Genomic DNA, 24,344 nt, shown 5'->3' with positions numbered 1-24,344 from the left:
CTGCATGTCCAGTACCGTGCTGGCGCGGAAATGGCGCCCTAAAACCTTCTCCACCCTGGTCGGCCAGGACCATGTGGTGCGTGCCCTGACCCATGCGCTGGAACAACGCCGCCTGCACCATGCCTACCTCTTCACCGGCACGCGTGGCGTGGGCAAAACCACCATTGCGCGCATCCTGGCGAAGTCGCTCAATTGCACCGGGGCGGACGGGCAGGGCGGCATCACGGCAGAACCCTGTGGCGTCTGCCAGGCCTGCACCGAGATCGACGCTGGCCGCTTTGTCGACTACATCGAGCTCGACGCCGCCTCGAACCGCGGCGTGGACGACATGACCCGGCTGCTGGAGCAGGCCGTCTACAAACCCACCTCGGGGCGCTTCAAGGTCTACATGATCGACGAAGTGCACATGCTCTCCAACCACGCGTTCAACGCCATGTTGAAAACGCTGGAAGAGCCGCCCGAGTCGGTGAAGTTCGTGCTCGCCACCACCGATCCGCAGAAGGTGCCGGTCACGGTGCTCAGCCGTTGCCTGCAGTTCAGCCTCAAGTCCATGCCGCCGGCGGCCATTGCCGGACATCTGCAGCAGGTGCTGCAGGCGGAAGGCGTGGCTTGCGAACCGCAGGCGCTGCAGGCCATCGGCCGCGCCGCGCATGGCTCGATGCGCGATGCCCTGTCACTCACCGACCAGGCCATCGCCTACAGCGCCGGCAGCATCACCACCGAGGCTGTGCGGCAGATGCTGGGTGCGGTGGACGCCGGCTATCTGTTCGACCTGCTGCGCGCCCTGGCTGCCGCTGACGGTGCCGTCTTGCTGCAACTGGCTGACGACATGGATGCACGCGGGTTGTCCTTCCCCGCCGCGCTGGAGGAACTGGCCTCGCTGCTGCAGCGCATTGCCGTGGTGCAAGTGGTGCCACAGGCGCTGGATGCCGCAGACCCCGATGGCGCTGCGCTGCGCGAATTGGCCGCGGCCTTGAGCCCGGAACTCGTGCAACTGGCCTACAGCATGGTGTTGCATGGCCGGGGCGAGTTGGCGCTGGCGCCGGACGAGCATGCCGGTTTTTGCATGGTGCTGCTGCGTCTGCTGGCCTTCGCGCCGGTGGGCACCCAGGGCACCAACCTTGCCATCGGACAGGGCGACCAGAGCCGTTCGGCTGCAGAGGCAAGAGCGGACCGTCAGTCAACTGCCGCAACAGCTGCACCCTCGGCTGCTCTTGCCGCCAAACCGGCGTATGCCGCCGATATCGTCACGATCGACTCCGTCACGCCTCCCAAGGCTGACGCACATGCTGAGGCGACCAGCACCGTGCACGCCGTCGCCGAAACGCAGGCGTCGTACACGCCGCTTGCAACGGCTGCGCTGCCAGCGGCTGAGCCGCCCACAAGCTCTGCTCCGGCGCTTGCCGACGCCTCGAGTGCACCGTTCCCGGGTCCCGAGGTCGATTGGCCCAGCCTGGCCCAGCGCCTGGAAGTCGTCGCCCTGGCGCGCAGCCTCGCGTTGCAAAGCCAGTGGATGGGCGCCGAGGGCGACTGCTGGAGCCTGCGTGTGCCCAGCGAACAATTCACCCGCGCCGGCGCGCTGGACAAACTCCAGGCCGTGTTGAGCGCGACCGTGGGCCGGCCCATCAGCTTGCAGATCGAGGTGGGCGCGGTGCGCGACAGCGCCAGCCTGCGTGCCGCCGCCGCTCGGGCACAGCGGCAGCAAGAGGCCGAGTCCACCATTGCCGCCGATCCGCTGGTGCGACAGTTGATGGAAGACCTGGGCGCGCAGATCGTGCCCGGTTCGGTGCGCCCGCTCGACGCCTGAACCCGCTGTCGTTCCATTCCCGCCATCCCCTTCCACATTCCCAACGAGGACCCAACCCATGTTCAACAAAGGACAACTCTCCGGCCTGATGAAACAGGCCCAGCAGATGCAGGACAACATGAAGCGCGTGCAGGATGAACTCGGCAACATCGAAGTCGAGGGCCAATCCGGCGCCGGCCTGGTGAAGGTGCTCATGACCTGCAAATACAACGTGCGCCGCGTCGCCATCGATCCCAGCCTGGTGGGCGACGACCGCGACATGCTCGAAGACCTGGTGACCGCCGCCTTCAACGACGCCGTGCGCAAGGCCGAGGCCACGTCCCAGGAAAAAATGGCGGCCGTCACCGCCGGCATGCCCCTGCCTCCCGGCATGAAGCTGCCGTTCTGAATTTGCGCGCCGTGTCTGCTCCTGGCGGTCGTGCAGGCCCACTCGGCCTGTCATGGAACCGCCGCAAGGCGGTGCTGCGATGAGCGCTTCCCAGCTCACCCAGGTTGCCACGCTCGACGCCCTGATCGACGCACTGCGCAGCCTGCCCGGCGTCGGCCCCAAGTCCGCCGCGCGCATGGCCTTTCATCTGCTGCAGCACGATCGCGACGCAGCCTCGCGCCTGGCCGACGCCCTGACCCAGGCGCTGGGCAGCATCCGGCGTTGCAGCCGCTGCAACACCTACACCGAGCGAGAGGTTTGCGCCACCTGCGCCGACTCCAAGCGCGACCGGCGCCTGCTGTGCATCGTGGAAAGCCCGGCCGACCAGGCCGCGGTGGAGCAGACCCTCACCTACCGCGGCCTGTACTTCGTGCTCATGGGGCATTTGAGCCCGCTCGACGGCGTGGGCCCCAAGGACATCGGCCTGGATCTGCTGGTGCAGCGCTTGAAGAGCGACGAGGTGGAGGAAATCATTCTCGCCACCAACTTCACCAACGAGGGCGAGGCCACCGCCCATGTGATTGCCGAAACCCTGAGGCCGCTCGACCTGCGCATCACCCGCCTGGCGCGCGGCGTACCGGCGGGCGCCGAGCTGGAATATGTCGACCTCGGCACCATCGCCCGCGCCCTGGTGGACCGGCGCGGCGCTTGAGAACGAGGGCGGGTTTCACCACCGCGCCGCCCCAGTGAAGCTGCAGTCATGGCCGAGCGCTGGCTGCAGGTTGCCGTTAGCATCGGTTCCAGTTCTCCTTACCCCCAACTGTGTCGCCGCCATGCCCATCACCCGCCGCCAGACCCTGCAATGGGCCTCCAGCCTGCTGCTCGGAGCCAGCCCCTTCGCCAGTTCGACCGCAACTCCGGCCGGCGCCGCATCCAGCCCGGGTGAACGTGCCGGCCAACTGAGCTTGTTCGCGGGGCGGATTCAGCTCCATGGCCATACCGACGGCCCCGTGGGCAAAGCCACGTTCTTCGACCCGCGCGGCCTGGCCGTGGATCCGCGCAACGGCGACATCATCCTCGCCGACGCCGCCAATGCCCTGATTCGCCGCATCACCCCGGCCGGCGAGGTCAGCACCCTGGCCGGAGGCGCCGAAGACCGCGTCAGCAAGGATGGCCCGGCGCTGCAAGCGTGCTTCGTCGGCCCCGACGCCTTGGCGGTGGCGCTCGATGGCACGATTTACATCGCCGATTCCTACGCCAACACCATTCGCGTGCTGCGCAACGGCGAAGTGTCCACGCTGGCCGGGCAGGTGGGGCGCCAGGGGTATGCCGACGGGCAGGGTACGGCCGCGCAGTTCAACCATCCGGTGGGCATCGCGGTGGACCCTCGCACCGGCGACGTGCTGGTGGCCGACGCCTACAACAACACCTTGCGGCGCATCAGCCCCAAGGGGCGCGTGCGCACCATCGGCGGGCAGCCGGGGGTGAACGACCATCGCGACGGCATGCTGAAGCAGGCGTTGTTCAACACGCCCGTGGGTATTGCCGTGGCGCCCGACGGCGCCATCTATGTCAGCGAATTCTTCAACCAGGACGTGCGCAAGATCACCCCGCAGGGCATGGTCGGCACCCTGGCTGGCAACCCGGCCAAGCGGGGGGACACCGACGGGCGGGGCGCTGCCGCGCTGTTTCGCAAACCGCAGCAACTCTGTCTCGACGCGCATGGCAACATCATTCTGGCTGATGGCGGCAACCACAAGGTGCGCCGCATCACGCCCGCCGGCGAGGTCACGACCCTGGCCGGCCAGGGCCAGCTCGACAAGGTGGAACTCGGCCCCTTGCCGGGCGCGCTCATCACGCCTTATGGCGTGGCGCCGGGGCCGCAAGGCAGCGTGCTGGTCAGCAGCGGCGAGGCCGTGTTGCGCATCACCGAAGCCGCCTGAATCGGCACGCTGACGGGTCTCAACCGCCCGTCAGCGCCGGTTGCGCCGGTTCGAACTGGCTGAGGTCGACGCGGGGTTTGGGTTTCCAGCCGCGCTTGTGGTGTTCCACCACCACATTGGTATAGATGCCGCCACGCACATACCACTGGGCCGTGACGCGCAGAAAACGCGGGGCGATGGCTTTCACCAGATCGCCCAGAATGGTGTTGGTCACTTTTTCGTGGAAAGCACCCTCGTTGCGGTAGCTCCACATATAGAGCTTGAGGCTCTTGAGTTCCACGCATTTCTTGTCGGGAATGATGTCGAGCACGATGCGGGCGAAATCCGGCTGGCCGGTGAGCGGGCACAGGCAGGTGAACTCGGGCACCTGCATATGAATGTGGTAGTCACGCTCGGTGGCCGGGTTGGGGAAGGTCTGCAGAGTCTTGCTGGGTGGGCTGCTCATGGGGGTTGGAAAGGGTCGGGGGTAGGGCGGATGAAGTGCGAATGAAGGGCCGATGAAGGGGCTCGATGCGGCGTACTGGCAGGCCGCATGCGGGTTGCGGCACCGTGCAAACCCGAATTATCCGAGGCCTTGACGGCGGCTTCGGCGGCGGCGCCTGTACGGGATGAGCGCCGGGCGGATGCTATCATCCAAAAAAGGCCTTGGATCAGGCTATTTTACTTTGTAAATCAATAACTTACTCACGTGCGCCTGTCCTGGATCAAGCTCGCCGGATTCAAGTCCTTTGCCGACCCCGTGGCCTTTCAAATGCCCGGGCAACGCATTGGCGTGGTCGGGCCGAATGGCTGCGGCAAGTCCAACATCATCGACGCGGTGCGCTGGGTGCTGGGCGAGTCCAAGGCCTCGGAGTTGCGTGGCGAGTCCATGCAGGACGTGATCTTCAGCGGCAGCAGCACGCGCAAGCCGGCCGGGCGCTGCAGCGTGGAACTGGTGTTCGACAACAGCGAGCATCGCATCACCGGAAACTGGGGCCAGTTCACCGAAATCGCCGTCAAGCGCGTGCTCACCCGCGACGGCGCCTCCAGTTATTTCATCAACAACCAAGTCGTGCGCCGGCGCGACGTGCAGGACATTTTCCTCGGCACGGGGCTGGGGCCGCGCGCCTACGCCATCATCGGCCAGGGCACCATCACCCGCATTCTCGAATCGCGCCCGGAAGAATTGCGCGTCATGCTGGAAGAAGCGGCCGGCGTGTCGAAGTACAAGGAACGCCGGCGCGAAACCGAGAATCGCCTGCACGGCACGCGTGAAAACCTGCTGCGCGTGCATGACATCCTGCGCGAGTTGAATGCGCAGATCGACAAGCTGGAGCAGCAGGCCGCCGTGGCGCAGCAGTACCAGCAGTTGCAGCGGCAGCTCGAAACCAGCCAGCATGGCTTGTGGCTGCTGCGCTGGCAGGAAGCCCAGGCAAGGCAGACCCGCATTGCCGCCGCGGCTGGCCAGGCGGTGAATGCGCTGGAGGCGCAAACCGCGCAGTTGCGTGCCGCCGAGGCCGAGCTGGAAACCCTGCGCCAGGCGCAATACGCCGCGAGCGACGCGCTCAATGCCGCGCAAGCCGAGCTGTACGCGGCACAGGCGCAAGTGGCTCGGCTGGAGACGGAAATCCGCTATGTCGTCGAGGCGCGCGACCGCGCCCTGCGCAGCCAGATCGAGCTGGGCGCCGAGCAGTCGCAGTGGTTGGCAAGGCAGCAGGCGGCGCAGCAGGATGCCGCGTCCGCCGGAACCGAGATGGCCGAAGCCGAGCTGCTGCAGGCCGAAGCCGAGGCCCGGGTGGTGGAGCATGGCGAGCAAATTCCCGCGCTCGAAGCGCGGCTGAGCGATGCCCAGATGCGGGCCGCCGAGCAGCGTGCCCAGGCGGCGGCAGCGCAACAGCGCCTGCAAGCCGAGGCCGAGCGCCAGCGCGCCCTCGGCCAGCAAGCCCAGCAGATTGAACAACGCCTGCAGCGCCTGCAGGCCGAACGCCGCGCCGTGCGGCGCCCCGACAGCCTGCGCCTTGGCGATTTGAACGCGCAGCAAAGTCGCCTTGGCGACGAGCGCGACGAAGCCGAAGCCCGGCTGCAGGCTTTGCGGGAACAACTGCCCGGGCTGCAGGACGCGCGCCAACTGCAGCAGGCCGCAGCGCAGCAGGCAGCCGCCGAGCTTGGCTCCAGCACCGCGCGGCTGCATGCGCTCAAGGCCTTGCAGGACAAGGTGATGACCGAGGGCCGCATCCAGCCCTGGTTGGCGCGGCATGGCCTGGACACCCTGGCCCGGCTTTGGACCCGCATCCACATCGAACCCGGTTGGGAGACTGCGCTCGAAGCCGCCTTGCGCGAGCGCCTGGCAGCTCTGGAAGTGCGCGGGCTCGACGCCATGGCCGGTTTCGCCGCCGACCCGCCTCCGGCCAAGCTGGTGTTTTTCGCCGCGCCACAGGCAGCCGCCCCCATCCCAGCCACGATGGACCTGCAGCCCCTGGCCGCATTGCTGCGCCATGTCGACCCCGGCCTGCGCGCCGTGCTCGACGACTGGCTGGCCGGTGTCTTCACCGCCGACTCCATGCTGCAAGCCATGCAGCGCCGTGCCGGCCTGCCGCCGGGCGCCATGCTGGTGACGCGCGATGGCCATGCCACCACGCGCCACAGCGTGAGCCTGTACGCCGCCGACAGCGAACAGGCCGGCATGCTGGCGCGTGCCCAGGAGATTGAAAACCTGGAACGCCAGACCAAGGCGCAGCAACTCATGGCCGACGGCTCCCGCAGCGCCGCGCTGCAGGCCGAAGCCGCCTGGACCCAGGCGCAGGAGCAAGCCGCCGCCGAGGGGCGTCGGCTGCAGGCGCTGACCCAGCAATTCCACGCCGTGCAGGTGGAATGGCTCAAGCTGCAGCAGCAGGAGCAGGAGTCAACCGCGCGCGCCGAACGGCTCGACACCGACCTCGCCGAACTGGCCGCGCAGGGTGACGAACTCGCCGCCGCACAGGCCGAGAGCGAAGCGCGTTTCGAGCAGCTCGACGCCGAACTCGGGCAACGCCAGCAGGATCAGGCCGACCTCGACGGCGAGGCCCTGCGCGAACAGGCCGCGCTCAACGAGGCCCGCGCCAAGCTGCGCGCGCTGGAGCAGCAGCAGGCCGAAGCCGGCTACGCCATTCGCAGCCTGCAGCAACGCCAAGCGGATGCCCAGCGCATGGCGGCCACCGCGCAGCAGCACCTCGGCGAAGTGGCCGCGCGGCTGCTGGGCGTGGAAGGTGAACTGGCGCGTCTGAGCGACCAGACCGCCAGCGCCGGTTTGCAGGACGCCCTCGCCGTCCAGCAGGCCAGCCAGGAGCGGCTGGCGCTGCGCCGTGCCGAGCATGACGAAATTGCCGCACGCCTGCGCGCCCTGGAGGAAAGCCGCCTGCGCCTGGAGCGTGAGGCCGAACCGCTGCGCGCCGCCATCAATACCCGCCAGCTCGACGAGCAGGAAGCACGGCTGCAGGGCGAGCAGTTCCAGCAGATGCTGGCCGACGCTCAGGTGGACCTTGAGCAACTGGCCGCAAGCCTGCCGCAAGGCGTGCAACCCGAGCAACTGGGCCGCGACACGCAACGCCTGCAGCGCGACATTGCCGCCCTGGGCGCGGTGAATCTGGCCGCGCTCGACGAACTAGGCCAGGCGCGCGAACGCAGGCAATTTCTCGACGCGCAAGTGGCCGACCTGGAGCAGGCCTCCGGCACGCTGGAAGACGCCATTCGCAAGATCGACAGCGAAACCCGCGGGCAACTGCGCCTGACCTTCGACGCCGTGAACGAGCATTTCGGCCGCCTGTTCCCGCAGCTCTTCGGCGGCGGCGCGGCCAGGCTGGTCATGACCGGCGAGGAAATACTCGATGCCGGCGTGCAGGTCATGGCCCAGCCGCCGGGCAAGCGCAACAGCTCCATCCACATGCTGTCGGGCGGCGAGAAGGCGCTCACCGCCATTGCCCTGGTGTTCGGCATTTTCCACCTCAATCCCGCGCCGTTCTGCATTCTTGACGAGGTCGATGCACCGCTGGACGATTCCAACACGGAGCGTTTTGCCCAGCTCGTGCGCTCCATGTCCGATGCGATTCAGTTCCTGTTCATCTCGCACAATAAGATTGCCATGGAAATGGCCGAGCAGTTGGTGGGCGTGACCATGCAGGAGCAAGGCGTGTCGCGCATCGTCGCGGTGGATATGGACACCGCGGCGCACATGGCCGAAGCGGTGGCTTGATGGTGGTCTGAATGTTGGCCTGAATGTGGTGGTGAGCGCAGCGGGCATTGCGTCCAGCCCACAGCGGCCATGTGCACAAGGCGCGCAGCAACACCGGAACCAAGCCAGCCTGCATGGTCTTAGCTCCATCACCAACGAATACGAACGAGGACGAACACATGGGTCAATTGCAGCAGGCCTTGCTGGTGGTGGGGGCGCTGATCATCGCCGCCGTGGTGGCGCTCAACCTTTGGCAATCCTGGCAGTTGCGGCGCCGCCGGGCGCGGCCGGAAACCAGTTCGCCGCCTATCAAGCCGTCATCGGGCAGTGAGCTGCACGCGATCGAACACGGCCAGCGCGAACCAGAACTGGACGACCGGCCCGAACGCGTCGAACCCGAGCTGGCGCCGGTCGAGCCGGGCCGAACGCGAGCCCCCGCGCCGCATATCGACCCCTTGATCGACGCCATCGTCAGTTTCCTGTTCGAACTGCCCGTGCCCGGCGAGGCCCTGCAGCAACGCTTGCCGCGCAGCTCACGTGCAGGCACCAAGCCCATGCTGTTCGAGGGGCGCAACGCGCAGTCGGGCCTGTGGGAGGCCCTGCAACCCGGCGCACGCTATGTCGAGCTGCAGGCAGCCGTGCAGCTGGCCAGCCGCAGCGGCCCGCTCAACGCCATCGAGTACTCCGAGTTCGTCACCAAATGCCATGCCCTCGGCGAGGCCCTGGGCGCCGCGCCCGACCTGCCCGATATGGCCGAGGCGTTGGAGCAGGCGCGCGATCTCGACAATTTTGCCGCCGCCAACGACGCGCAACTGTCCATCAACCTGCAGGCGCAGGGCGTGGCCTGGAGCGTGGACTATCTGCGCCAGCAGGCTCAGGCTGCAGGTTTCACCACGACCCTGTCGGCCGGTCGGCTTGCGCTGGTGGATGTCATGCCGGCATCGGCCGGGCCTGGCGAGACGGACATTGCCGAGCCCGGTCGGCCCGTATCGATGGTGCAACTCCAGTTCGACGCTCAAGCCGCCCTGGCCGACAACCCGGAAATGCCGGTGAGCCGCGCCACCCTCCTGCTCGACGTGCCCCAAGTGCCACAAGCCCTGCGGCCGTTTGCGCGCATGCGCGAGGCCGCGCAGCGCCTGGGTCAGGCCCTGGATGCGAAACAGGTCGACGACAACGGCGCACCGCTCTCGCACACCTCGCTCGACCAGATCGAGCAGCAATTGCAACGACTCTACGCAGCACTCGACGCCCGCAGCCTGCCAGCTGGAACCGCCACCACGCAACGACTGTTCAGCTAGTGTCCTGAATTCCCAATTCAGGACACTAGCTGCCGACATGGGCGCAGCCGCGGCCGCTTCCACGTTTGCCTCCAGCCACATGTCTCAAGCACAAGCTCCGCAATCCGCATCGCTCTTTGCCGACCCGGCGGCCCGCGCTGCCGCGTTGCGCGCCGAACTCGCCCGCCTCGACCACGCCTACTACGTGCTCGACGCCCCACTCGTTTCCGACGCCGACTACGACACCCTGTTCCGCGAGTTGCAGGCACTCGAAGCCGCGCACCCCGAGCTGCGCACGCCCGACTCGCCCACCCAGCGCGTGGGCGGTGCGCCGCTGCCGCAATTCGCCCCGGTGCGCCACGCCGTGCCGATGCTGTCCATCCAGACCGAGACGGACACCACGCCGCAAGGGGCGGCCGCGTTCGATCAACGGGTGCGCAACAAACTGGCCTTGAGCGCGGACGACCCCCCGGTGACCTACAACGCCGAACTCAAGTTCGACGGCCTCGCCATCAATCTGCGCTATGAGCACGGGACCCTGGTGCAGGCCGCCACCCGTGGCGACGGCGAGACCGGCGAGGATGTGACGCAGAACGTACGCACCATCCGCAGCGTGCCGCTGCAACTGCACACCACCCATCCGCCGGCAGTGCTGGAAGTGCGTGGCGAGGTGCTGATGAAGCGCGCCGACTTCGAGCGCTACAACGAGCGCCAGCGCGCCAAGGGTCTGCCCACCCTGGTCAACCCGCGCAACGGTGCGGCAGGCAGCATTCGCCAGCTCGACCCCACGATTGCCGCGCAGCGTCCGCTGGCCTTCTACGCCTATGGCTGGGGCGAAATCGTCGGCTGGGTGCATCAGCCCGACACCTATCACGCCATGCTCGATGCACTGGCCGCCATGGGCCTGCCGGTCGCAGAGCAGCGCGTGCACGGCCCCGGCGCGCAGACCCTCATCGACTTCCACGGCCGCATCGCCACTGAACGCGACAGCCTGCCGTTCGACATCGACGGCGTGGTCTACAAGGTCGACAGCCTTGCGCTGCAGGCTGAACTCGGCTTTCGCAACCGCGAGCCGGTTTGGGCCGTGGCGCATAAATATCCCGCGCAAGAGCGCAGCACCCGCGTTCTGGCCATCGACATTCAGGTGGGCCGCACGGGCAAGCTTACCCCGGTGGCCAAGCTGGAGCCGGTGTTCGTCGGCGGCGTCACCGTCACCAACGCCACGCTGCACAACGAAGACGAAGTGCGCCGCAAAGACGTGCGCGTGGGCGACGCCGTCATCGTGCGCCGGGCGGGGGACGTGATTCCCGAAGTGGTGAGCGTGCTGCTCGATCAACGCCCCGCCAACGCGGGCCAGCCCTTCGACCTCGACAAGCAACTCGGCGGCCACTGCCCGGTGTGCGGCTCGGCCATCGTGCGCGAAGAGGGCGAGGCCGACTGGCGCTGCACCGGCGGCTTGTTCTGTGCCGCGCAACGCAAACAGGCCATCCTGCATTACGCCAGCCGCCGAGCCATGGACATCGAAGGCCTGGGCGAAAAACTGGTCGATCAACTGGTGGACGGCGGCATCGTCAACGTCCTGCCAGACCTCTACCGCCTCGGTTTGCTCAAGCTCGCCGCGCTCGACCGCATGGCCGACAAAAGCGCCACCAACCTGCTCGACGCGCTGCAAGCCAGCAAGTCCACCACCTTGCCGCGCTTCATCTATGCGCTGGGCATCCGCCAGGTCGGGGAGGCCACCGCCAAGGAACTTGCCCGTCATTTCGGCAGCCTCGACACCCTGATGGACGCCAGCCTGGAACAACTACAGGCCGTGTCCGACGTCGGACCGGTCGTGGCCCGAAGCATCCGCACCTTCTTCGACCAGCCGCACAACCGCGAAGTCGTCGAACAACTCCGCGCCTGCGGCGTGCATTGGGATGAATCAGCCCCTGTCGAAGCCGCAGCGCCCAAACCCCTCGCCGGAAAAACCTTCGTCCTCACCGGTGCCCTGCCGACGATGAGCCGTGAAGAAGCGAAAGAACGCATCGAAGCAGCGGGCGGAAAAGTGGCGGGGTCGGTGTCGAAGAAAACCGATTATGTTGTTGCTGGGGCCGAGGCTGGGAGCAAACTCGCCAAGGCGCAGGAGTTGGGGATCGCAGTGCTTGGCCAAGAAGGCTTGATGACCTTACTCGATCATGATGGAGCCGCAGACCAGGGCGCCTGAAGTTTTCTCAGCACCAACCTCTGTGGCGCCAAGATCGAAAGTGAATTGCCCCTGCTTTCCTAGGAGACTGTCGGACTTTGCGGTCTTCCGGATGAAGACGCTATCCGAGACAATTGCTGCTGCACAACCGAGAGCCCGAGCCGATGAGCCGCTTCGTCCCTGTTGACCGAGACACCGCATATCTGTTGCCACCGTCGGTGGACGAATGGCTGCCCACTGATCACTTGGCGCGCTTCGTGGTCGAAGTCATCGAGCAGCTTGATCTGGGCGATCTGGCCCGACAGTACGCAGGCCGGGGCTCGGCGGCGCACCATCCGGCGGTGCTGCTGGGCCTGCTGATCTACGGCTACGCCAACGGCGTGCACTCCAGCCGCAAGATCGAGCGGGCGACCTACGACTCGGTGGCGTTCCGCTTTGTTGCGGCCAATACCCACCCCGATCACGACACGCTGGCGACGTTCCGCCGCCGCTTCTTGAAGGAGGTGGAGGCACTGTTCGTGCAGGTGCTGGTTCTGGCGCGCGAGATGAAGCTGCTCAAGCTCGGACACATCGCGCTGGATGGCACCAAGATCGACGCCAACGCCAGCAAGCACAAGGCCTTGTCGTGGGCTCATGCCAACAAGATCGAGGCGCAGCTGCGCCAGGAAGTACAAACGCTGCTGGCGCTGGCAGAGAACAGCGACCGCGCGACGGTACCCGACGGCATGGATGTGCCGGCGGAGATCGCCCTGCGTGCAGATCGCTTGAGCGCAATCGCGCAGGCCAAGGCCAAGATCGAGCAGCGCGCCAGCGAACGCCATCAGGTCGAGCAGCAGGAGTACGAGGCCAAGACCGCCAAGCGCCAAGCCCAGCGCGAGGCGGGCAAGAAGCCGCGCGGCAAGGACCCTGAGCCGCCAGAGGCCGGCCCCCGGAGCAGCGATCAGGTCAACCTCACGGATGAAGAGTCGCGCATCATGCCCGTGTCGGGTGGGGGCTTCGAGCAAAGCTACAACGCACAAGCCGGCGTGGACATCGCGACGATGATGGTGATCACCCAGCATGTGAGCCAGGCATCCAACGACAAGCGCGAAGTTGTGCCTACGCTGCAGCAGATCCAAGCGTTACCCGCGGTGCTGGGCGAGGTGCACACGCTCATCACGGACAACGGCTTCTTCAGCCAAGCCAACGTGATCGCGTGCAACGACGCGGGTATCGAGCCGCTGCTGGCGCTCAAGCGGGAGTCGCATCACACGCCGGTGATGGGGCGCTTTGCACCCGATGTGCCCGAGCCCCAGACGACGGATCCGCTCGTGCAGATGGCACACCGCCTGGGCACGCAAGCAGGCCGAGCCCTGTACGGCCTGCGCAAGCAGACAGTGGAGCCGGTGTTCGGCATCATCAAGCAAGTGATGGGTTGGCGCCAGATGAGCATGCGCGGGCTGGCCAAGGCACAAGGCGAATGGAGCTTGGTGACCATGGCTTGGAACATCAAGCGCATGCACGTCCTGCGAGCCGCGTGAGGGCAATAGTGCGCCCCGACCACGCCAAAACCGAGTCCCCAGGCCGCCCCATGTGCCCTCACAGTGTCTCGCCAACCATCGAGAGCGTTCGATCAGCGCGCCGCTGTCAAAAAAAACGCGTCGCACTGATCAATCGGATTCGCTCGGGTTCAAGTCCGACAGCCTCCTAGACACTTGCGAGCGAGTTGAAATACTGCCGTTCGAACTCGACCGGCGAGAGCCGATCGTTGTTGCCGTGGCGGCGCTTGGGGTTGTAGAACATCTCGATGCAATCGAACACGTCGCGCCTGGCCGCCTCGCGGTCGGGGTGTGTCTTGCGGCGGATGCGCTCGCGCTTGAGCAACTGGAAGAAGCTCTCGGCCACGGCATTGTCGTGGGAGTTGCCGCGACGGCTCATGCTGGGTTTGAGGTTGTGTTCCTTCGGGAAGTCCTGCCAGTCGTAGCTGGAGAACCGGCTGCCTTGTCCGAGTGCACCAGAACTTCGCCAGAAGGCCGCCTGCGCCACACGGCCATCAGCAATGCGCTGCTAGCCAGCTCGCGGTCCATGCGCGGCTGCATGGACCAGCCCACGACCTGGCGCGAGAACAAATCGAGCACGACGGCCAGATACAACCCAGCCCTCGCGGGTTCGGATGTACGTGATGTCGGTCACCCAAACCTTGTTCGGCTCGGCTACGTCGAACTCGCGTGCCAGATGGTTCGGCGCCACGACCGCAGGCTTGTTGCCGAACGGCCTGGGACGCCGGCCATACCCGCTCTGGGAACGCAACCCCTCGGCTCGCATCAGGCGTGCAATGCGGTTGTGGCCGCAGCGTTCGCCGAGATCGCGCATGTCGTCATGGACCTTGCGATAACCGTAGACGCCGCCACTCTCCAGCCACGACTGTTTGATGCGCCCGAGCAAGCGCTGGTCGTCAACGGCACGCGCGCTGCGGCTCGTTGCGCCAGGCGTAGTAGCCGCTCGGGTGAACTGCCATCATCTTGCACAGCCTTCGAACCGAATGGATCTCTTCCTGGGACCTGATGAACGCGTACTTCACCCGGACTGCCTGGCAAAGTACGCTGCGGCCTTTTTTAGGATGTCGCGCTCCTCGGTCACGCGCCTGGGTTCGGCCTTCAGCCGTCGAATCTCGGCCGACTGCTCCTGGGCTTCCACGCGCGCTCCCGCAGGCTTGCTGAGTTCCTTCGTCCACCGATGAAGGCTCCACGCCGATACACCCAGCCGCGCCGCCACGTCAGCCGCCGGATACCCGCGCTCGGTCACCTGCTTGACCGCTTCCATCTTGAACTCTTCTGTGTACCGTTTGCCGCTGGTCATGATGCCTCCTGACGTCATCGTAGAAGGCGCGCATGTGTCTACGGAACCGGGGACGATTCAGCTCTGGGGCCACGCGGTTGGCATGCCAGCGCCTCACCAATCGGGTGAGTTGCGGCGGGTGGCTGTATAGCCGCTGGTGTGCCGCAGATAGGCCAGCACCACCCCGCGTTCGCGCTGGGTGCGCCGGGGCCGTCGAAAAGCTCTCCGAGCATCCGGCTGATGTGGGCGTCGCGCTGCGTATCGTCGCCATGCGCCGAAAACCCGACTTGGGCATTGGCGCTGAGAAATTGCTCAAGTTGCGCGATTGTGGTCAGTCGCGTTTCGTCCATGTTGATCACCATCCGGTCCGCCGGCGTGCAGGCGTTGATCGGTGAAGCGAACGCTTTGCGCCAGGCTGGCGTTTCCCGCATCCGCTTGTCGCCCTGCAGCCACGGTTTTGTCGATATGCTCCGGCAATTCGACGCGGTCTACAACCACGGCGCCCCGCCGGCGAGGCATTGGCTCGTCTGCGCGCCCTCGACCTGCCGTGGGGGATTGATCAACGGGTATGCACACCGCCGACCGGGCATGCAGTTTTCGCAGGACTGCGCATGATGTCCTCGCCGCCGCATTCCCGTGATGTGGGGCATGCGTCGGCGCTGCGCCGGACGCAGCCTCTGGCGGCCGGGCAAGACCATGCCCAGGCGTGGTTGAGCAGGCTGGGCGGTGCCGCGGTGGGGCTCGCCGCCGCGACCCCCGGGCCGGTGTGCCGCGTTTTGCGCCACCTGCCGACACAGCCGCCTTCCCTGGTCCTGGCGCGTGTACTGGATCGCGTCCTGCTCCCGCGCCTGCGCGCCGATTGGATGTGATCGGGCCTTTGCTCTAGCGCGGTTTGCCCGGGCTCGGCGCAATCGCGCCTTCTTGCGCAAGGCGGCGCCTCGTCGTCACGATGCCCGGTGCGAGCTCGGGACGGAACCCCTTGGCAGCTTGACGAGGAATCGTGTTCGGCCAGCGGCCGAAACGGCGGAAACGGCCCCGCCGTGCGCCTCGACGATGGACTTCACAATCGCCAGCCCGAGTCCGGCGCCGTCGCCCTTGCGCTGACGCGAGGGATCGACGCGGTGGAAGCGGTCGAAAATGCGCGGCAGATGCTCGGCTGGGATCTCAGGACCCGGATTCTCCATCTGGACCTCGATCCAGTCAGCCCCACGCGCAAGCGTGACAGCGACGGTCTGCCCCGACGGCGTATGGCGGATGGCATTGGACATGAGGTTGCTCAGCGCGCGGCGCAGCATCAGGCGATCGCCGCGCACGCTCGGCGCCTCGCCGCGAAGCGCCAGGGCCACGCCGCGATCCTCCGCCCAGGCCTCGAAATACTCGAACAGCCCCTGCACCTCGTCGGCGAGATCCACATCGGCCAGCTCGGGCCGGATCAGGTCGCGGTCGGCCTGTGCGAGGAACAGCATGTCGCCGATCATCTTGCCCATGCGCTCGTACTCCTCCAGGTTGGAATAGAGGATCTCCCGGTACGCCTCGAGGCTTCGCGCCTTGGACAACGCAACCTGGGTCTGGGTGGACAGGTTGGTCACCGGCGTGCGCAACTCGTGCGCGATGTCCGCGGCGAAATGCGACAGGCGGCGAAAGCTCTCTTCGATGCGCTCGAGCATGGCGTTGAACGACGACACCAGTTCGGCCAGCTCGATGGGAACCTGCCCGGGATCGAGCCGGACATGCAACTGCTCGGAGGTCACGCTGCGCATCCTGTCGCTGATGCGGCGGATCGGCGCATGCCCCCATTGCCCCGCCAGCCACGCGACCAGGATGGCAACCGCGCAGGCTGAAAGCGTGCCGATCAACAGTCGGTGCCGAAGTTCCGACAGGTAGCGGACGTGGGACTCCATGGCCGTTGCCAGCAGCACGGTGTAGGCGCCCATGCGCAGCACCGTGCCGCGGTAGGGCCGGTCGCGCACGGTCCAGATGCGCAGCGCGTCGGTGTCCAGGCGCGCCGCTGCCGGCTGGGTTCGCGCCACGTCCGCCAGGCCGCGGCCGGCGGTGTCGTACAAGGGCCGTCCCTGCCCGTCGAGGACGAGAAAGAACACGCCGTGATGTCCTGCCACCGCGCCGGCGAGCTGATGTTCCAGTGCGCTTCGGTCCCGTTCCGCCGCGGCATCGCTGAGCGCCGCCTGGATGGATTGCGCAACGGCCCGAAGTTCGTCGAGGTCCTGCTCGGCGAAGTGCTGCTCGATCGAGTGCTCAATGCCCCAGGCGAAGATCAGGAACACCAGCGTCGTCGCCACGCCGACGAATGCCGTGACCCGCAGCGCCAGCGAGGCCGGGCGGCGTTTGTTCGCCTCAGCCGGCATCGGGCGCGTCCAGCGTGTAGCCCATGCCGCGGATGGTCTGGATGAGCTTGGGCTCGAAGGGGTCGTCGACCTTGGCGCGCAGGCGGCGAATGGCCACGTCGATCACATTGGTGTCGCTGTCGAAGTTCATGTCCCACACCTGTGAGGCGATCAGGGACCGCGGCAACACCTCGCCCTGACGCCGGATCAGCAGTTCCAGCAGGGCGAATTCCTTGTTCGTGAGGTTGATGCGCGTACCCGCACGCGTGGCGCGGCGGCGCGGCAGGTCGAGCACCAGATCCGCCACTTGCAGGCGATCCGCCCGGACGGGGGCGCCGCCTCGGCGCAGCAGGGTACGCACCCGCGCCAGCAGCTCGGAGAACACGAACGGTTTGACCAGGTAGTCGTCGGCGCCAAGCTCCAGGCCCTTGACGCGATCGTCCACGCTGCCCCTGGCGGTCAGGAACAGCACGGCCGTGCTCTTGCCGGCGCCGCGCAAGGACTGCACGATGCGCCAGCCGTCCACGTCGGGCAGCATGACGTCGAGCACGATTAGGTCATAGGGCTCGGTCATCGCCAGGTGATGTCCGTCCAGGCCATTGCGGGCGAGGTCCACGACGAAGCCGGCTTCGACCAGGCCCTGGCGCAGATAGTCGCCGGTTTTGCTTTCGTCCTCGACCACCAGAAGTTTCATGGGCCATCCTCACCGCAGATCGGTCGTCACGCAGCCGGGCGCGAATGTCTGGGGCCGCGTGGCGATGCACGCTCCCAATGTACGCCCCCGATGCTGCCGGCAAGATGACCGATTGATGACATGAATGTAATGGACCGGTCATGCGCGTGACAGTGCCGCCTGATTATGGTTGCGGTCATGAAGACGGGATCTGCGTGCCGGATGCGGCCGATGCAGGTTCGGTCCAGATCTTTTCCCCCTGGAGACCTGCTCAGATGAAACTGCATACGCCCGAGTTCGCCGCCGCGCCCCACCTTCCGCGCCGGCGCTTTGTCCAGGGCCTGGCCGCCGGAGGCGTCGCGCTCGGGCTGTCGCCCTTCGCCCGGCCCGCGCGGGCGGACGGCGAGGCTACGTCAACGGGCGCAGCACCAGTGCTGCGCGGCACCGAGTTCGACCTCGTCATCGCCGAGTCGCCGGTGAACTTCACCGGCAAGCCGCGCACGGCCACCACCATCAACGGCTCGATTCCCGGCCCCACGCTGCACTGGCGCGAGGGCGACACGGTCACGATCCGCGTGACCAACAGATTACGCGAATCCACTTCGATCCACTGGCACGGCATCCTCCTCCCGTTCCAGATGGACGGCGTGCCGGGCATCAGCTTCGCCGGCATCGCTCCGGGACAAACCTTCACCTACCGCTTCAAGGTGGAGCAAGGCGGCACGTACTGGTACCACTCGCACTCCGGCATGCAGGAGCAGACCGGCATGTACGGCGCCATCGTCATCGAGCCGTCCGGCGGCGAGACGATCCGCGCCGACCGCGACCACGTCGTGCAGCTCTCCGACTGGACCGACGAAGACCCGATGCGCGTCTTCGCCAAGCTCAAGGTGCAGGGCGACTACTACAACTACAACCAGCCCACGGTGGTGGACTTCTTCCGCGACGTCTCGCGCCAAGGCCTGGCGGCCGCGCTGGACAAGCGCAAGATGTGGAACGAGATGCGCATGAATCCGACCGATCTGTCGGACCTCTCGGCCGCGACGCTCACCTATCTGGTGAACGGCACCACCCCTGCCGGCAACTGGACTGGATTGTTCCGCCCGGGGGAGAGGGTCAGGTTGCGCTTCATCAACGGCGCAGCCAATACCTACTACGACGTGCGCATCCCGGGATTGAAGCTCGTGGTGGTGCAGGCCGACGGCCAGAATGTCGAGCCCGCCGAGGTGGACGAATTCCGCTTCGGCCCCGGCGAAACCTACGACGTGATCGTCACCCCGAAGCACGACGCCTACACCCTCTTCGCGCAGTCCATGGACCGCACGGGCTATGCCCGCGGCACGCTCGCCACCCGCGCCGGGCTGGCGGCGCCGGTTCCCGCGCTCGACAAGGCCGAATGGCTGAGCATGGCCGACATGATGGGCGCGATGGCTTCTGCAGCGGGCGGCGCGAATGGTGCGGAGCACGCTGGCATGCCCGGCATGGGTACGGGAAACATGTCGGGCATGGACATGGGGCCGGGCCAGGCCCCGGGCGCCGCGGTGCGGCACGCCAAGAGCGAATACGGCCCGAGTACGGACATGCATGTGGATACGCCGCGAACCAACCTGGACGACCCGGGCATCGGCCTGCGCGACAACGGCCGCCGCGTGCTGACCTACGCCGATCTGCGCACCCTCGGCGGACCGCTTGACACGCGCCGCCCCGAGCGCGAGATCGAGCTGCACCTGACCGGCAATATGCAACGCTATGCCTGGTCGATCGACGGCCTCCCATTCGGCCAATCCACGCCCGTGCACTTTCGCCACGGCGAGCGCCTGCGCGTGGTGATGGTCAACGACACCATGATGACCCATCCCATGCATCTGCACGGCATGTGGAGCGAGTTGGAAAGTCCGCAGGGAAATTTCCAGGTGCGCAAGCACACCATCACCGTGCAGCCCGCCCAGCGGATCAGTTTCCTCGTCACCGCGGACGCCCTCGGCCGCTGGGCCTGGCATTGCCACCTCATGCTCCACATGGAAGCGGGCATGTTTCGCGAAGTGGTGGTGGCCTGAGCCGCCCGCAATCGCCTGATGGACAAAGACACGAACATGAACACAAACCTTCGATTGAGCTGCATCGCCGCCGTCCTGTTGACTCTGGGCGCGGCACCCGCCTGGGCGCAGGCTTCGGCGCCGCACGGCGGCATGGACATGCCATCGGCCGCCGGGGCGCAGGACATGAGCCCGGCCTCGGCCGCAATGCCCGGCATGTCTGGAATGGGCGGCATGAGCCATGGCGAAGCTGCGGGGAGCGCGATGCCGATGGCGCCGATGCAAGGCGGCTCCGCGCCGCCCGGCGCGCGGGATCCGAACGCCTATTCCGGCGGCTACACGCTGGGTTCAGGGCCGTACACCCTTGCCGGCGTGCAGCCGCCCCGGCTGGCCGACGAGCACAGCTTCGGTACGCTGCTGATCGACCGGCTGGAGCGGGTCTACACCCGCGACGGCAACGCCACGGCCTACGACGCACAAGCCTGGTTCGGCCGGGATCAGAACAAGCTGGTGCTCAAGGCCGAGGGCGATGCCGCCCGGGGCCGGCTGCAGGGCGCCCGGACCGAACTGCTCTGGGGTCACGCAGCGGCCACCTTCTGGGATACGCAACTGGGCCTGCGCTACGACAGCGGCGCGGGGCCGGACCGCAAGTGGCTGGCATTCGGCGTGCAGGGCATCGCCCCCTACTGGTTCGACATCGAGGCCACCGGTTATCTGGGGGATCAGGGGCGCAGCGCGCTGCGCCTGGCGGCGAGCTATGACGTTCTGCTCACGCAGAAGCTCATCGCGCAGCCGCGCATCGACGCCAATGTCTACGGCAAGAGCGACCCGGCACGCGACATCGGCAGCGGGCTGTCCAACCTCACCGCCGGCCTGCGCCTGCGCTATGAATTCACGCGCCAGTTCGCGCCCTATGTCGGCGTGGAGTGGGCCGGCAAGTTCGGCCAGACCGCCGACCTGGCCCGCGCCGCCGGCGAACGACCCAGGCAAACGCGTCTGGTCGCCGGGGTGCGATTGTGGTTCTGATTTCCCGCCCGGCTACGCAAGACCGGGATCTTTCATTTCACGCGAACGAACTACAGAGGTTTCGATGAAAAAGACACTCTTGATCCTGACCCTCGGCGCATTGCCGGCCCTGGCGCTGGCGGCAGGCAGCCATGGCGCAGGCCACGGCATGGAAGGCCCGCAGACGATGCAGGGCCACGACATGGCCGGCATGCATGAGGACACGCATGCGTCGATGGCGGGCAAGCCCGGGGATCCGTCCCGGGTCAGCCGCACCATCGACATCACGATGGACGACTCCATGCGCTTCGCGCCGGACACCATCCAGGTCAAAAAGGGGGAGACCGTCCGCTTCACGCTCCAGAACGCCGGCAAGATGTCCCATGAGATGGTGCTCGGCACTCCGGACGAACTCAAGGAGCATGCCGAGATGATGCGCAAAATGCCGATGATGCAGCACGCCGAACCCAATATGGTCCGGCTTGCACCAGGGCAGCGCGGCAGCATCGTCTGGCAGTTCGACAAGCCTGGAACGGTTGACTTCGCCTGCCTCGTGCCCGGGCACATGGAGGCCGGCATGATGGGCAAGGTGTTGGTCGAATGACCGCCGCCATCCAGGCCTTGCGCCATGGCGCGGGCATCGAATTCGGGAGATCGACGTGAAAACCCCAATCCTCAAGTTGATTTTCATCGGCCTGATGACGGCCCCGGCGGCGTGGGCCGCGCCCGGCGCGGTGAAGCCGCCGACTGTGCAGGTCTACAAAGACCCGGCTTGCGGCTGCTGCACCGCCTGGATCAAGCACCTGCAAGCCAACGGCTTCCAGGTCGTCGCCCATGACACGAATGACGTGGCGGCCCACAAGCAGCGCCTGGGTGTGCCGTTCGGCGTGGGTTCCTGCCACACCGCCGAAGTGGGCGGCTACGTGGTGGAAGGCCACGTGCCGGCGCAAGACATCAGGCGCCTGCTGAGCGAGCGGCCCCGCGTGCGCGGGCTGGTTGTGCCGGGCATGCCGATGGGGTCTCCCGGCATGGAAGGCGAACGCAAGGACGCGTTCGATGTCCTCCTGATTGACCGCGACGGCTCCACTCGCCAGTACGCCCGTTACTGAACACATCTCGCCTCACCCCGACCCACGTTCACGAAAGGAACGACCATGAAACCGACCCGCAACACCTCGACCCTCCAGCGCGCGCTGCTGGCCTTGGCCTTCGCCCTGGCGGCGCCCTCCGCCCTGCTGGCCGCCGAGTTGAACCCGGATGCGCATGCGGCGCACCACCCCGAGCCGACCCAGGCCACCAGCGCGACGCAGTCCGGGCAGGGGCGCCCACAAGGCATGCTTCAGAGCGGGGCGGCCAAGCCGTCCGTGCCGATGGATGATGGATCGCAGATGAAAGACGGCAAGGGGATGATGGGCGGCATGGATCACGGCTCCAAGGCCGGTGGGCAGAACGGCATGGGCATGCAGGGCCAAAGCATGCACGGCAGCGAAGCAGGCCACGGCCCCATGATGGACATGGGCAAGTCCCAGCCCAACCCGGCGAACCCGGGGCAGTGAACGGCGGCCGTGCGCCGCGCCGGGCTCTGCGCACGGCGCACGGCATATTCCATGGATGCCTGGAGGCGGACCATGATGGGCTTCGAATATGGCGGAATGGGGTTGGGATGGATTGGGATGATCCTGGTCTGGGCCATCCCGGTTTTTCTGATCGTCGGGCTGGTGCGCTATTTCATGCAGGATCGGTCCGAGCCGCGCCAGCGCACGGCTCTCAAGACTCTCGACGCGCGTTACGCCCGCGGCGAGATCGACCGCGACGAGTATGTGAAACGGCGCGCCGACTTGACGGGAGGCGCGTGAACGGCTGGTCCGCGGTTGCGAGCGGGGGCGGATCGCGCCGCGCCTTCACCCTCGCGCATCGGCAGCACTGCCTTGCACCGACCCCTTGATGAGGATGTCGCCATGCCCGAGATGACCCATCTGCCGCCCGGCACCGAGTGCACCTGCCCGATGCATCCGCAGGTCCGGCAAGCCGGCCCCAGCATCTGCCGCAGAATGTGCTGCTCGTTTGGTCATCTTCCGGCAGAAGAAGAAGTGACCGTCCTAAAAAGATGAATCACGAAGCAGATTTGCGACGGGTGCGCGAAGCAATGCGACGCGCATGACATGGAGCAACGGTAAGCGCTGCGCCAAGGCTTGCTGCCAGGGTCGGCTGATCAGGAAACTCCACCACAGCAAGATGAATACGAAATTCGCAGTACGGATATATTCAGTAACAAAGAGCAGTGAGGCGGTCACGTTTGTATACCAACAGCTTTAGCAATTTACTGCTGGCACGTGTGACAACCTGAACGTGGTGGCAATAAAACCGGGGGATGTCCCCGCTAACCAAGGAGTAAATCATGAAACATTCGGTTTTAGGAAAAGTTGGCGCGTTATTGCTGATCACAGGCACCGCATTCGCGGTTCCGGCCTATGCAGCAAACCATGCCGGACAGGGTGGAACGATGCCCGGCGTGTCCGGTATGCAGGGCATGAGCGACAAGGGCGAGTCTGGCGCGCAGCAAATGTCGGGGCTTATGAACGACATGTCGAGTGAGATGAAAGATATGTCCGGCATGCTGGAAAGCGGCAGCATGGACCCGGCCACGATGAAGAAGATGTCACGCCAGATGAAGCAAATGGGCGCCATGATGAACAGCATGTCGGGCATGATGAACAAGGATATGGCGATGGACGCCGGTACGCAGAAGACGATGGGCCAGATGCGCAAACAGATGGACCAGATGCGCAAGGACATGCCTGCTTCACCCGCGAAGATGTGAGCGTGCTAAATCAGGCGGGCAACCCGCCTGGTTTGCTTGGAGGTAACTATGGATGTAATGATCATCGCGACGAAAGCCTGTACGCATCGTAAAAACCTGGAAAAGGAACTCGAATGCTTGCGGATTCCGTACCGCGTGTGTTTCGTGGAAGACTGCGCCGACCTTGTCCAAAAGTTCGGCATCCGGCATTCGCCGAATCTGGTGGTGGACGATGAGGTCGTGTTCCGGAAACAGCCGACGGAAGTGGAACTGCACGCCTATTTCGACACCAAGAAATAAACCCGGCCCGGAAAACCGGGTTTATCACCAATACAATTTCAGGAGCGCCTCATCAAGTCGACACCCTTTGGAAAGAGGCATCACCATGCAAACTGAACTTTTGAAAGTAACAGGCATGACTTGCGGGGGCTGCACCAGCAATGTAACGCACGCGCTGAAGGCGATTCCCGGAGTCGGCGAGGTAAAAGTGTCGCTGTCGGCCGGCGAAGCCACGGTGCAGTATGACGAGCGGCTGACCTCGCCCGACCAACTGAAATCGGCCGTGAAAGGCGCGGGCTATGGCGTGGATACCACCCAACACCGCGCAGGAACCTCAAGGCAAGGGCGGCTGCTGCGGCTGACTCGCGCTGATATCCATCAGTGAAATCGCCAATCGACTGTTTGATTGAGTAGAGGAGCAAATCATGGAATGGCTTTCACAAAACTGGGTTTGGGTGCTGTTCTTCGCCGGAATGATCGCGATGCATCTGTTCGGCCACGGCGGGCACGGTGGACACGGTGGTGGGAGTGGCGGTGACCATAATGACCACAAGCCCGCAGGCAAAGACAGTGAGCAACGCACTCCGGAACAAGGGCCGGGGCACAAACATTGACCCTTTAGGTATT

General features: G+C 66.0%; 22 protein-coding genes and 1 pseudogene. 19 read left to right on the top strand and 4 right to left on the bottom strand.

Going from position 1 to position 24,344, the window contains the following annotated elements:
• Nucleotides 1-4 precede the first annotated feature (4 nt).
• The 4 genes from dnaX to THIX_RS13520 all read left to right on the top strand — a co-directional run bounded on the left by dnaX (nt 5) and on the right by THIX_RS13520 (nt 4,117).
• The gene (dnaX, locus tag THIX_RS13535) at nt 5-1,807 is read left to right on the top strand and encodes a DNA polymerase III subunit gamma/tau (protein ID WP_112486617.1); all 1,803 of its coding nucleotides are present in this window, start codon (nt 5-7) and stop codon (nt 1,805-1,807) included.
• Between the two features lie 58 nt (nt 1,808-1,865).
• On the top strand, nt 1,866-2,195 hold the full coding sequence (locus THIX_RS13530) for a YbaB/EbfC family nucleoid-associated protein (protein ID WP_112486616.1): 330 nt from the start codon (nt 1,866-1,868) through the stop codon (nt 2,193-2,195).
• Between the two features lie 79 nt (nt 2,196-2,274).
• A complete protein-coding gene (gene recR / locus THIX_RS13525; protein WP_112488371.1) occupies nt 2,275-2,886 on the top strand; it encodes a recombination mediator RecR in 612 nt (203 codons plus the stop codon).
• A 121-nt stretch (nt 2,887-3,007) separates the two neighbouring features.
• On the top strand, nt 3,008-4,117 hold the full coding sequence (locus tag THIX_RS13520; RefSeq protein WP_233224557.1) for a hypothetical protein: 1,110 nt from the start codon (nt 3,008-3,010) through the stop codon (nt 4,115-4,117).
• Nucleotides 4,118-4,136: 19 nt separating this feature from the next.
• Here the strand turns inward: THIX_RS13520 and queF are convergent, their stop codons facing one another.
• Nucleotides 4,137-4,562 (bottom strand): preQ(1) synthase, encoded by a 426-nt coding sequence (queF, locus tag THIX_RS13515; RefSeq protein ID WP_112486615.1) that lies wholly within the window; start codon nt 4,560-4,562, stop codon nt 4,137-4,139.
• A gap of 243 nt (nt 4,563-4,805) precedes the next feature.
• Here queF and smc point away from each other — a divergent pair, with 243 nt between their 5' ends.
• The 4 genes from smc to THIX_RS13495 all read left to right on the top strand — a co-directional run bounded on the left by smc (nt 4,806) and on the right by THIX_RS13495 (nt 13,285).
• Nucleotides 4,806-8,324 (top strand): chromosome segregation protein SMC, encoded by a 3,519-nt coding sequence (gene smc, locus THIX_RS13510; RefSeq protein ID WP_112486614.1) that lies wholly within the window; start codon nt 4,806-4,808, stop codon nt 8,322-8,324.
• A 158-nt stretch (nt 8,325-8,482) separates the two neighbouring features.
• Nucleotides 8,483-9,601: a cell division protein ZipA C-terminal FtsZ-binding domain-containing protein gene (locus tag THIX_RS13505; RefSeq protein WP_112486613.1), complete on the top strand. Its 1,119-nt coding sequence runs from the start codon at nt 8,483-8,485 to the stop codon at nt 9,599-9,601.
• 79 nt (nt 9,602-9,680) lie between these two features.
• A complete protein-coding gene (ligA, locus tag THIX_RS13500; protein ID WP_112488369.1) occupies nt 9,681-11,786 on the top strand; it encodes an NAD-dependent DNA ligase LigA in 2,106 nt (701 codons plus the stop codon).
• 143 nt (nt 11,787-11,929) lie between these two features.
• Nucleotides 11,930-13,285, top strand: coding sequence for an IS1182-like element ISThsp16 family transposase (locus THIX_RS13495; RefSeq protein WP_112484377.1), 1,356 nt, complete (start codon nt 11,930-11,932; stop codon nt 13,283-13,285).
• A 166-nt stretch (nt 13,286-13,451) separates the two neighbouring features.
• Here the strand turns inward: THIX_RS13495 and THIX_RS13490 are convergent.
• The 3 genes and pseudogenes from THIX_RS13490 to THIX_RS13470 all read right to left on the bottom strand — a co-directional run bounded on the left by THIX_RS13490 (nt 13,452) and on the right by THIX_RS13470 (nt 17,618).
• Nucleotides 13,452-14,603 (bottom strand): annotated as a pseudogene (locus tag THIX_RS13490) (IS3 family transposase).
• Nucleotides 14,604-15,526: 923 nt separating this feature from the next.
• Complete coding sequence (locus tag THIX_RS13475) at nt 15,527-16,945, bottom strand: Cu(+)/Ag(+) sensor histidine kinase (RefSeq protein WP_112486611.1); 1,419 nt, start codon at nt 16,943-16,945, stop codon at nt 15,527-15,529.
• On the bottom strand, nt 16,935-17,618 hold the full coding sequence (locus THIX_RS13470; protein WP_112486610.1) for a heavy metal response regulator transcription factor: 684 nt from the start codon (nt 17,616-17,618) through the stop codon (nt 16,935-16,937). The genes THIX_RS13475 and THIX_RS13470 overlap by 11 nt, the downstream gene beginning before the upstream one ends.
• A gap of 254 nt (nt 17,619-17,872) precedes the next feature.
• Between THIX_RS13470 and THIX_RS13465 the strand changes: the two genes are divergently transcribed.
• From THIX_RS13465 to THIX_RS13420, 11 genes are all read left to right on the top strand, one after another.
• On the top strand, nt 17,873-19,654 hold the full coding sequence (locus tag THIX_RS13465; RefSeq protein ID WP_112486609.1) for a copper resistance system multicopper oxidase: 1,782 nt from the start codon (nt 17,873-17,875) through the stop codon (nt 19,652-19,654).
• Between the two features lie 36 nt (nt 19,655-19,690).
• Nucleotides 19,691-20,659, top strand: coding sequence for a copper resistance protein B (locus tag THIX_RS13460; protein WP_233224556.1), 969 nt, complete (start codon nt 19,691-19,693; stop codon nt 20,657-20,659).
• A gap of 64 nt (nt 20,660-20,723) precedes the next feature.
• Entirely contained in the window at nt 20,724-21,242 is a 519-nt protein-coding gene (locus THIX_RS13455; RefSeq protein WP_112486607.1) for a plastocyanin/azurin family copper-binding protein, read from the top strand.
• Nucleotides 21,243-21,297: 55 nt separating this feature from the next.
• Complete coding sequence (locus THIX_RS13450) at nt 21,298-21,747, top strand: DUF411 domain-containing protein (protein ID WP_371412917.1); 450 nt, start codon at nt 21,298-21,300, stop codon at nt 21,745-21,747.
• 45 nt (nt 21,748-21,792) lie between these two features.
• Complete coding sequence (locus THIX_RS13445) at nt 21,793-22,194, top strand: hypothetical protein (protein WP_112486606.1); 402 nt, start codon at nt 21,793-21,795, stop codon at nt 22,192-22,194.
• Nucleotides 22,195-22,266: 72 nt separating this feature from the next.
• Nucleotides 22,267-22,494: an SHOCT domain-containing protein gene (locus THIX_RS13440; protein WP_112486605.1), complete on the top strand. Its 228-nt coding sequence runs from the start codon at nt 22,267-22,269 to the stop codon at nt 22,492-22,494.
• A 102-nt stretch (nt 22,495-22,596) separates the two neighbouring features.
• Entirely contained in the window at nt 22,597-22,749 is a 153-nt protein-coding gene (locus THIX_RS23440) for a hypothetical protein (RefSeq protein ID WP_158540891.1), read from the top strand.
• A 287-nt stretch (nt 22,750-23,036) separates the two neighbouring features.
• Nucleotides 23,037-23,459 (top strand): hypothetical protein, encoded by a 423-nt coding sequence (locus THIX_RS13435; protein ID WP_146748554.1) that lies wholly within the window; start codon nt 23,037-23,039, stop codon nt 23,457-23,459.
• Nucleotides 23,460-23,507: 48 nt separating this feature from the next.
• Entirely contained in the window at nt 23,508-23,738 is a 231-nt protein-coding gene (locus THIX_RS13430; protein WP_112486603.1) for a thioredoxin family protein, read from the top strand.
• A gap of 85 nt (nt 23,739-23,823) precedes the next feature.
• On the top strand, nt 23,824-24,102 hold the full coding sequence (locus tag THIX_RS13425; protein ID WP_112488367.1) for a heavy-metal-associated domain-containing protein: 279 nt from the start codon (nt 23,824-23,826) through the stop codon (nt 24,100-24,102).
• Between the two features lie 40 nt (nt 24,103-24,142).
• Nucleotides 24,143-24,331, top strand: coding sequence for a DUF2933 domain-containing protein (locus THIX_RS13420; protein ID WP_112486602.1), 189 nt, complete (start codon nt 24,143-24,145; stop codon nt 24,329-24,331).
• The last annotated feature ends 13 nt before the right edge of the window (nt 24,332-24,344 follow it).

The sequence above is a fragment of the Thiomonas sp. X19 genome (assembly GCF_900089495.1).
Taxonomy (GTDB): domain Bacteria; phylum Pseudomonadota; class Gammaproteobacteria; order Burkholderiales; family Burkholderiaceae_C; genus Thiomonas_A.
This window is presented reverse-complemented; position numbering and strand designations above follow the sequence as displayed.

What these genes read in the sequence shown, in the direction of transcription:
- dnaX (WP_112486617.1), top strand. Translation starts at nt 5, where the DNA reads ATGTCCAGTACCGTGCTGGCGCGGAAATGGCGCCCTAAAACCTTCTCC.
- THIX_RS13530 (WP_112486616.1), top strand. Translation starts at nt 1,866, where the DNA reads ATGTTCAACAAAGGACAACTCTCCGGCCTGATGAAACAGGCCCAGCAG.
- recR (WP_112488371.1), top strand. Translation starts at nt 2,275, where the DNA reads ATGAGCGCTTCCCAGCTCACCCAGGTTGCCACGCTCGACGCCCTGATC.
- THIX_RS13520 (WP_233224557.1), top strand. Translation starts at nt 3,008, where the DNA reads ATGCCCATCACCCGCCGCCAGACCCTGCAATGGGCCTCCAGCCTGCTG.
- queF (WP_112486615.1), bottom strand. Translation starts at nt 4,562, where the DNA reads ATGAGCAGCCCACCCAGCAAGACTCTGCAGACCTTCCCCAACCCGGCC.
- THIX_RS13505 (WP_112486613.1), top strand. Translation starts at nt 8,483, where the DNA reads ATGGGTCAATTGCAGCAGGCCTTGCTGGTGGTGGGGGCGCTGATCATC.
- ligA (WP_112488369.1), top strand. Translation starts at nt 9,681, where the DNA reads ATGTCTCAAGCACAAGCTCCGCAATCCGCATCGCTCTTTGCCGACCCG.
- THIX_RS13495 (WP_112484377.1), top strand. Translation starts at nt 11,930, where the DNA reads ATGAGCCGCTTCGTCCCTGTTGACCGAGACACCGCATATCTGTTGCCA.
- THIX_RS13475 (WP_112486611.1), bottom strand. Translation starts at nt 16,945, where the DNA reads ATGCCGGCTGAGGCGAACAAACGCCGCCCGGCCTCGCTGGCGCTGCGG.
- THIX_RS13470 (WP_112486610.1), bottom strand. Translation starts at nt 17,618, where the DNA reads ATGAAACTTCTGGTGGTCGAGGACGAAAGCAAAACCGGCGACTATCTG.
- THIX_RS13465 (WP_112486609.1), top strand. Translation starts at nt 17,873, where the DNA reads ATGAAACTGCATACGCCCGAGTTCGCCGCCGCGCCCCACCTTCCGCGC.
- THIX_RS13460 (WP_233224556.1), top strand. Translation starts at nt 19,691, where the DNA reads ATGAACACAAACCTTCGATTGAGCTGCATCGCCGCCGTCCTGTTGACT.
- THIX_RS13455 (WP_112486607.1), top strand. Translation starts at nt 20,724, where the DNA reads ATGAAAAAGACACTCTTGATCCTGACCCTCGGCGCATTGCCGGCCCTG.
- THIX_RS13445 (WP_112486606.1), top strand. Translation starts at nt 21,793, where the DNA reads ATGAAACCGACCCGCAACACCTCGACCCTCCAGCGCGCGCTGCTGGCC.
- THIX_RS13440 (WP_112486605.1), top strand. Translation starts at nt 22,267, where the DNA reads ATGATGGGCTTCGAATATGGCGGAATGGGGTTGGGATGGATTGGGATG.
- THIX_RS23440 (WP_158540891.1), top strand. Translation starts at nt 22,597, where the DNA reads ATGCCCGAGATGACCCATCTGCCGCCCGGCACCGAGTGCACCTGCCCG.
- THIX_RS13435 (WP_146748554.1), top strand. Translation starts at nt 23,037, where the DNA reads ATGAAACATTCGGTTTTAGGAAAAGTTGGCGCGTTATTGCTGATCACA.
- THIX_RS13430 (WP_112486603.1), top strand. Translation starts at nt 23,508, where the DNA reads ATGGATGTAATGATCATCGCGACGAAAGCCTGTACGCATCGTAAAAAC.
- THIX_RS13425 (WP_112488367.1), top strand. Translation starts at nt 23,824, where the DNA reads ATGCAAACTGAACTTTTGAAAGTAACAGGCATGACTTGCGGGGGCTGC.
- THIX_RS13420 (WP_112486602.1), top strand. Translation starts at nt 24,143, where the DNA reads ATGGAATGGCTTTCACAAAACTGGGTTTGGGTGCTGTTCTTCGCCGGA.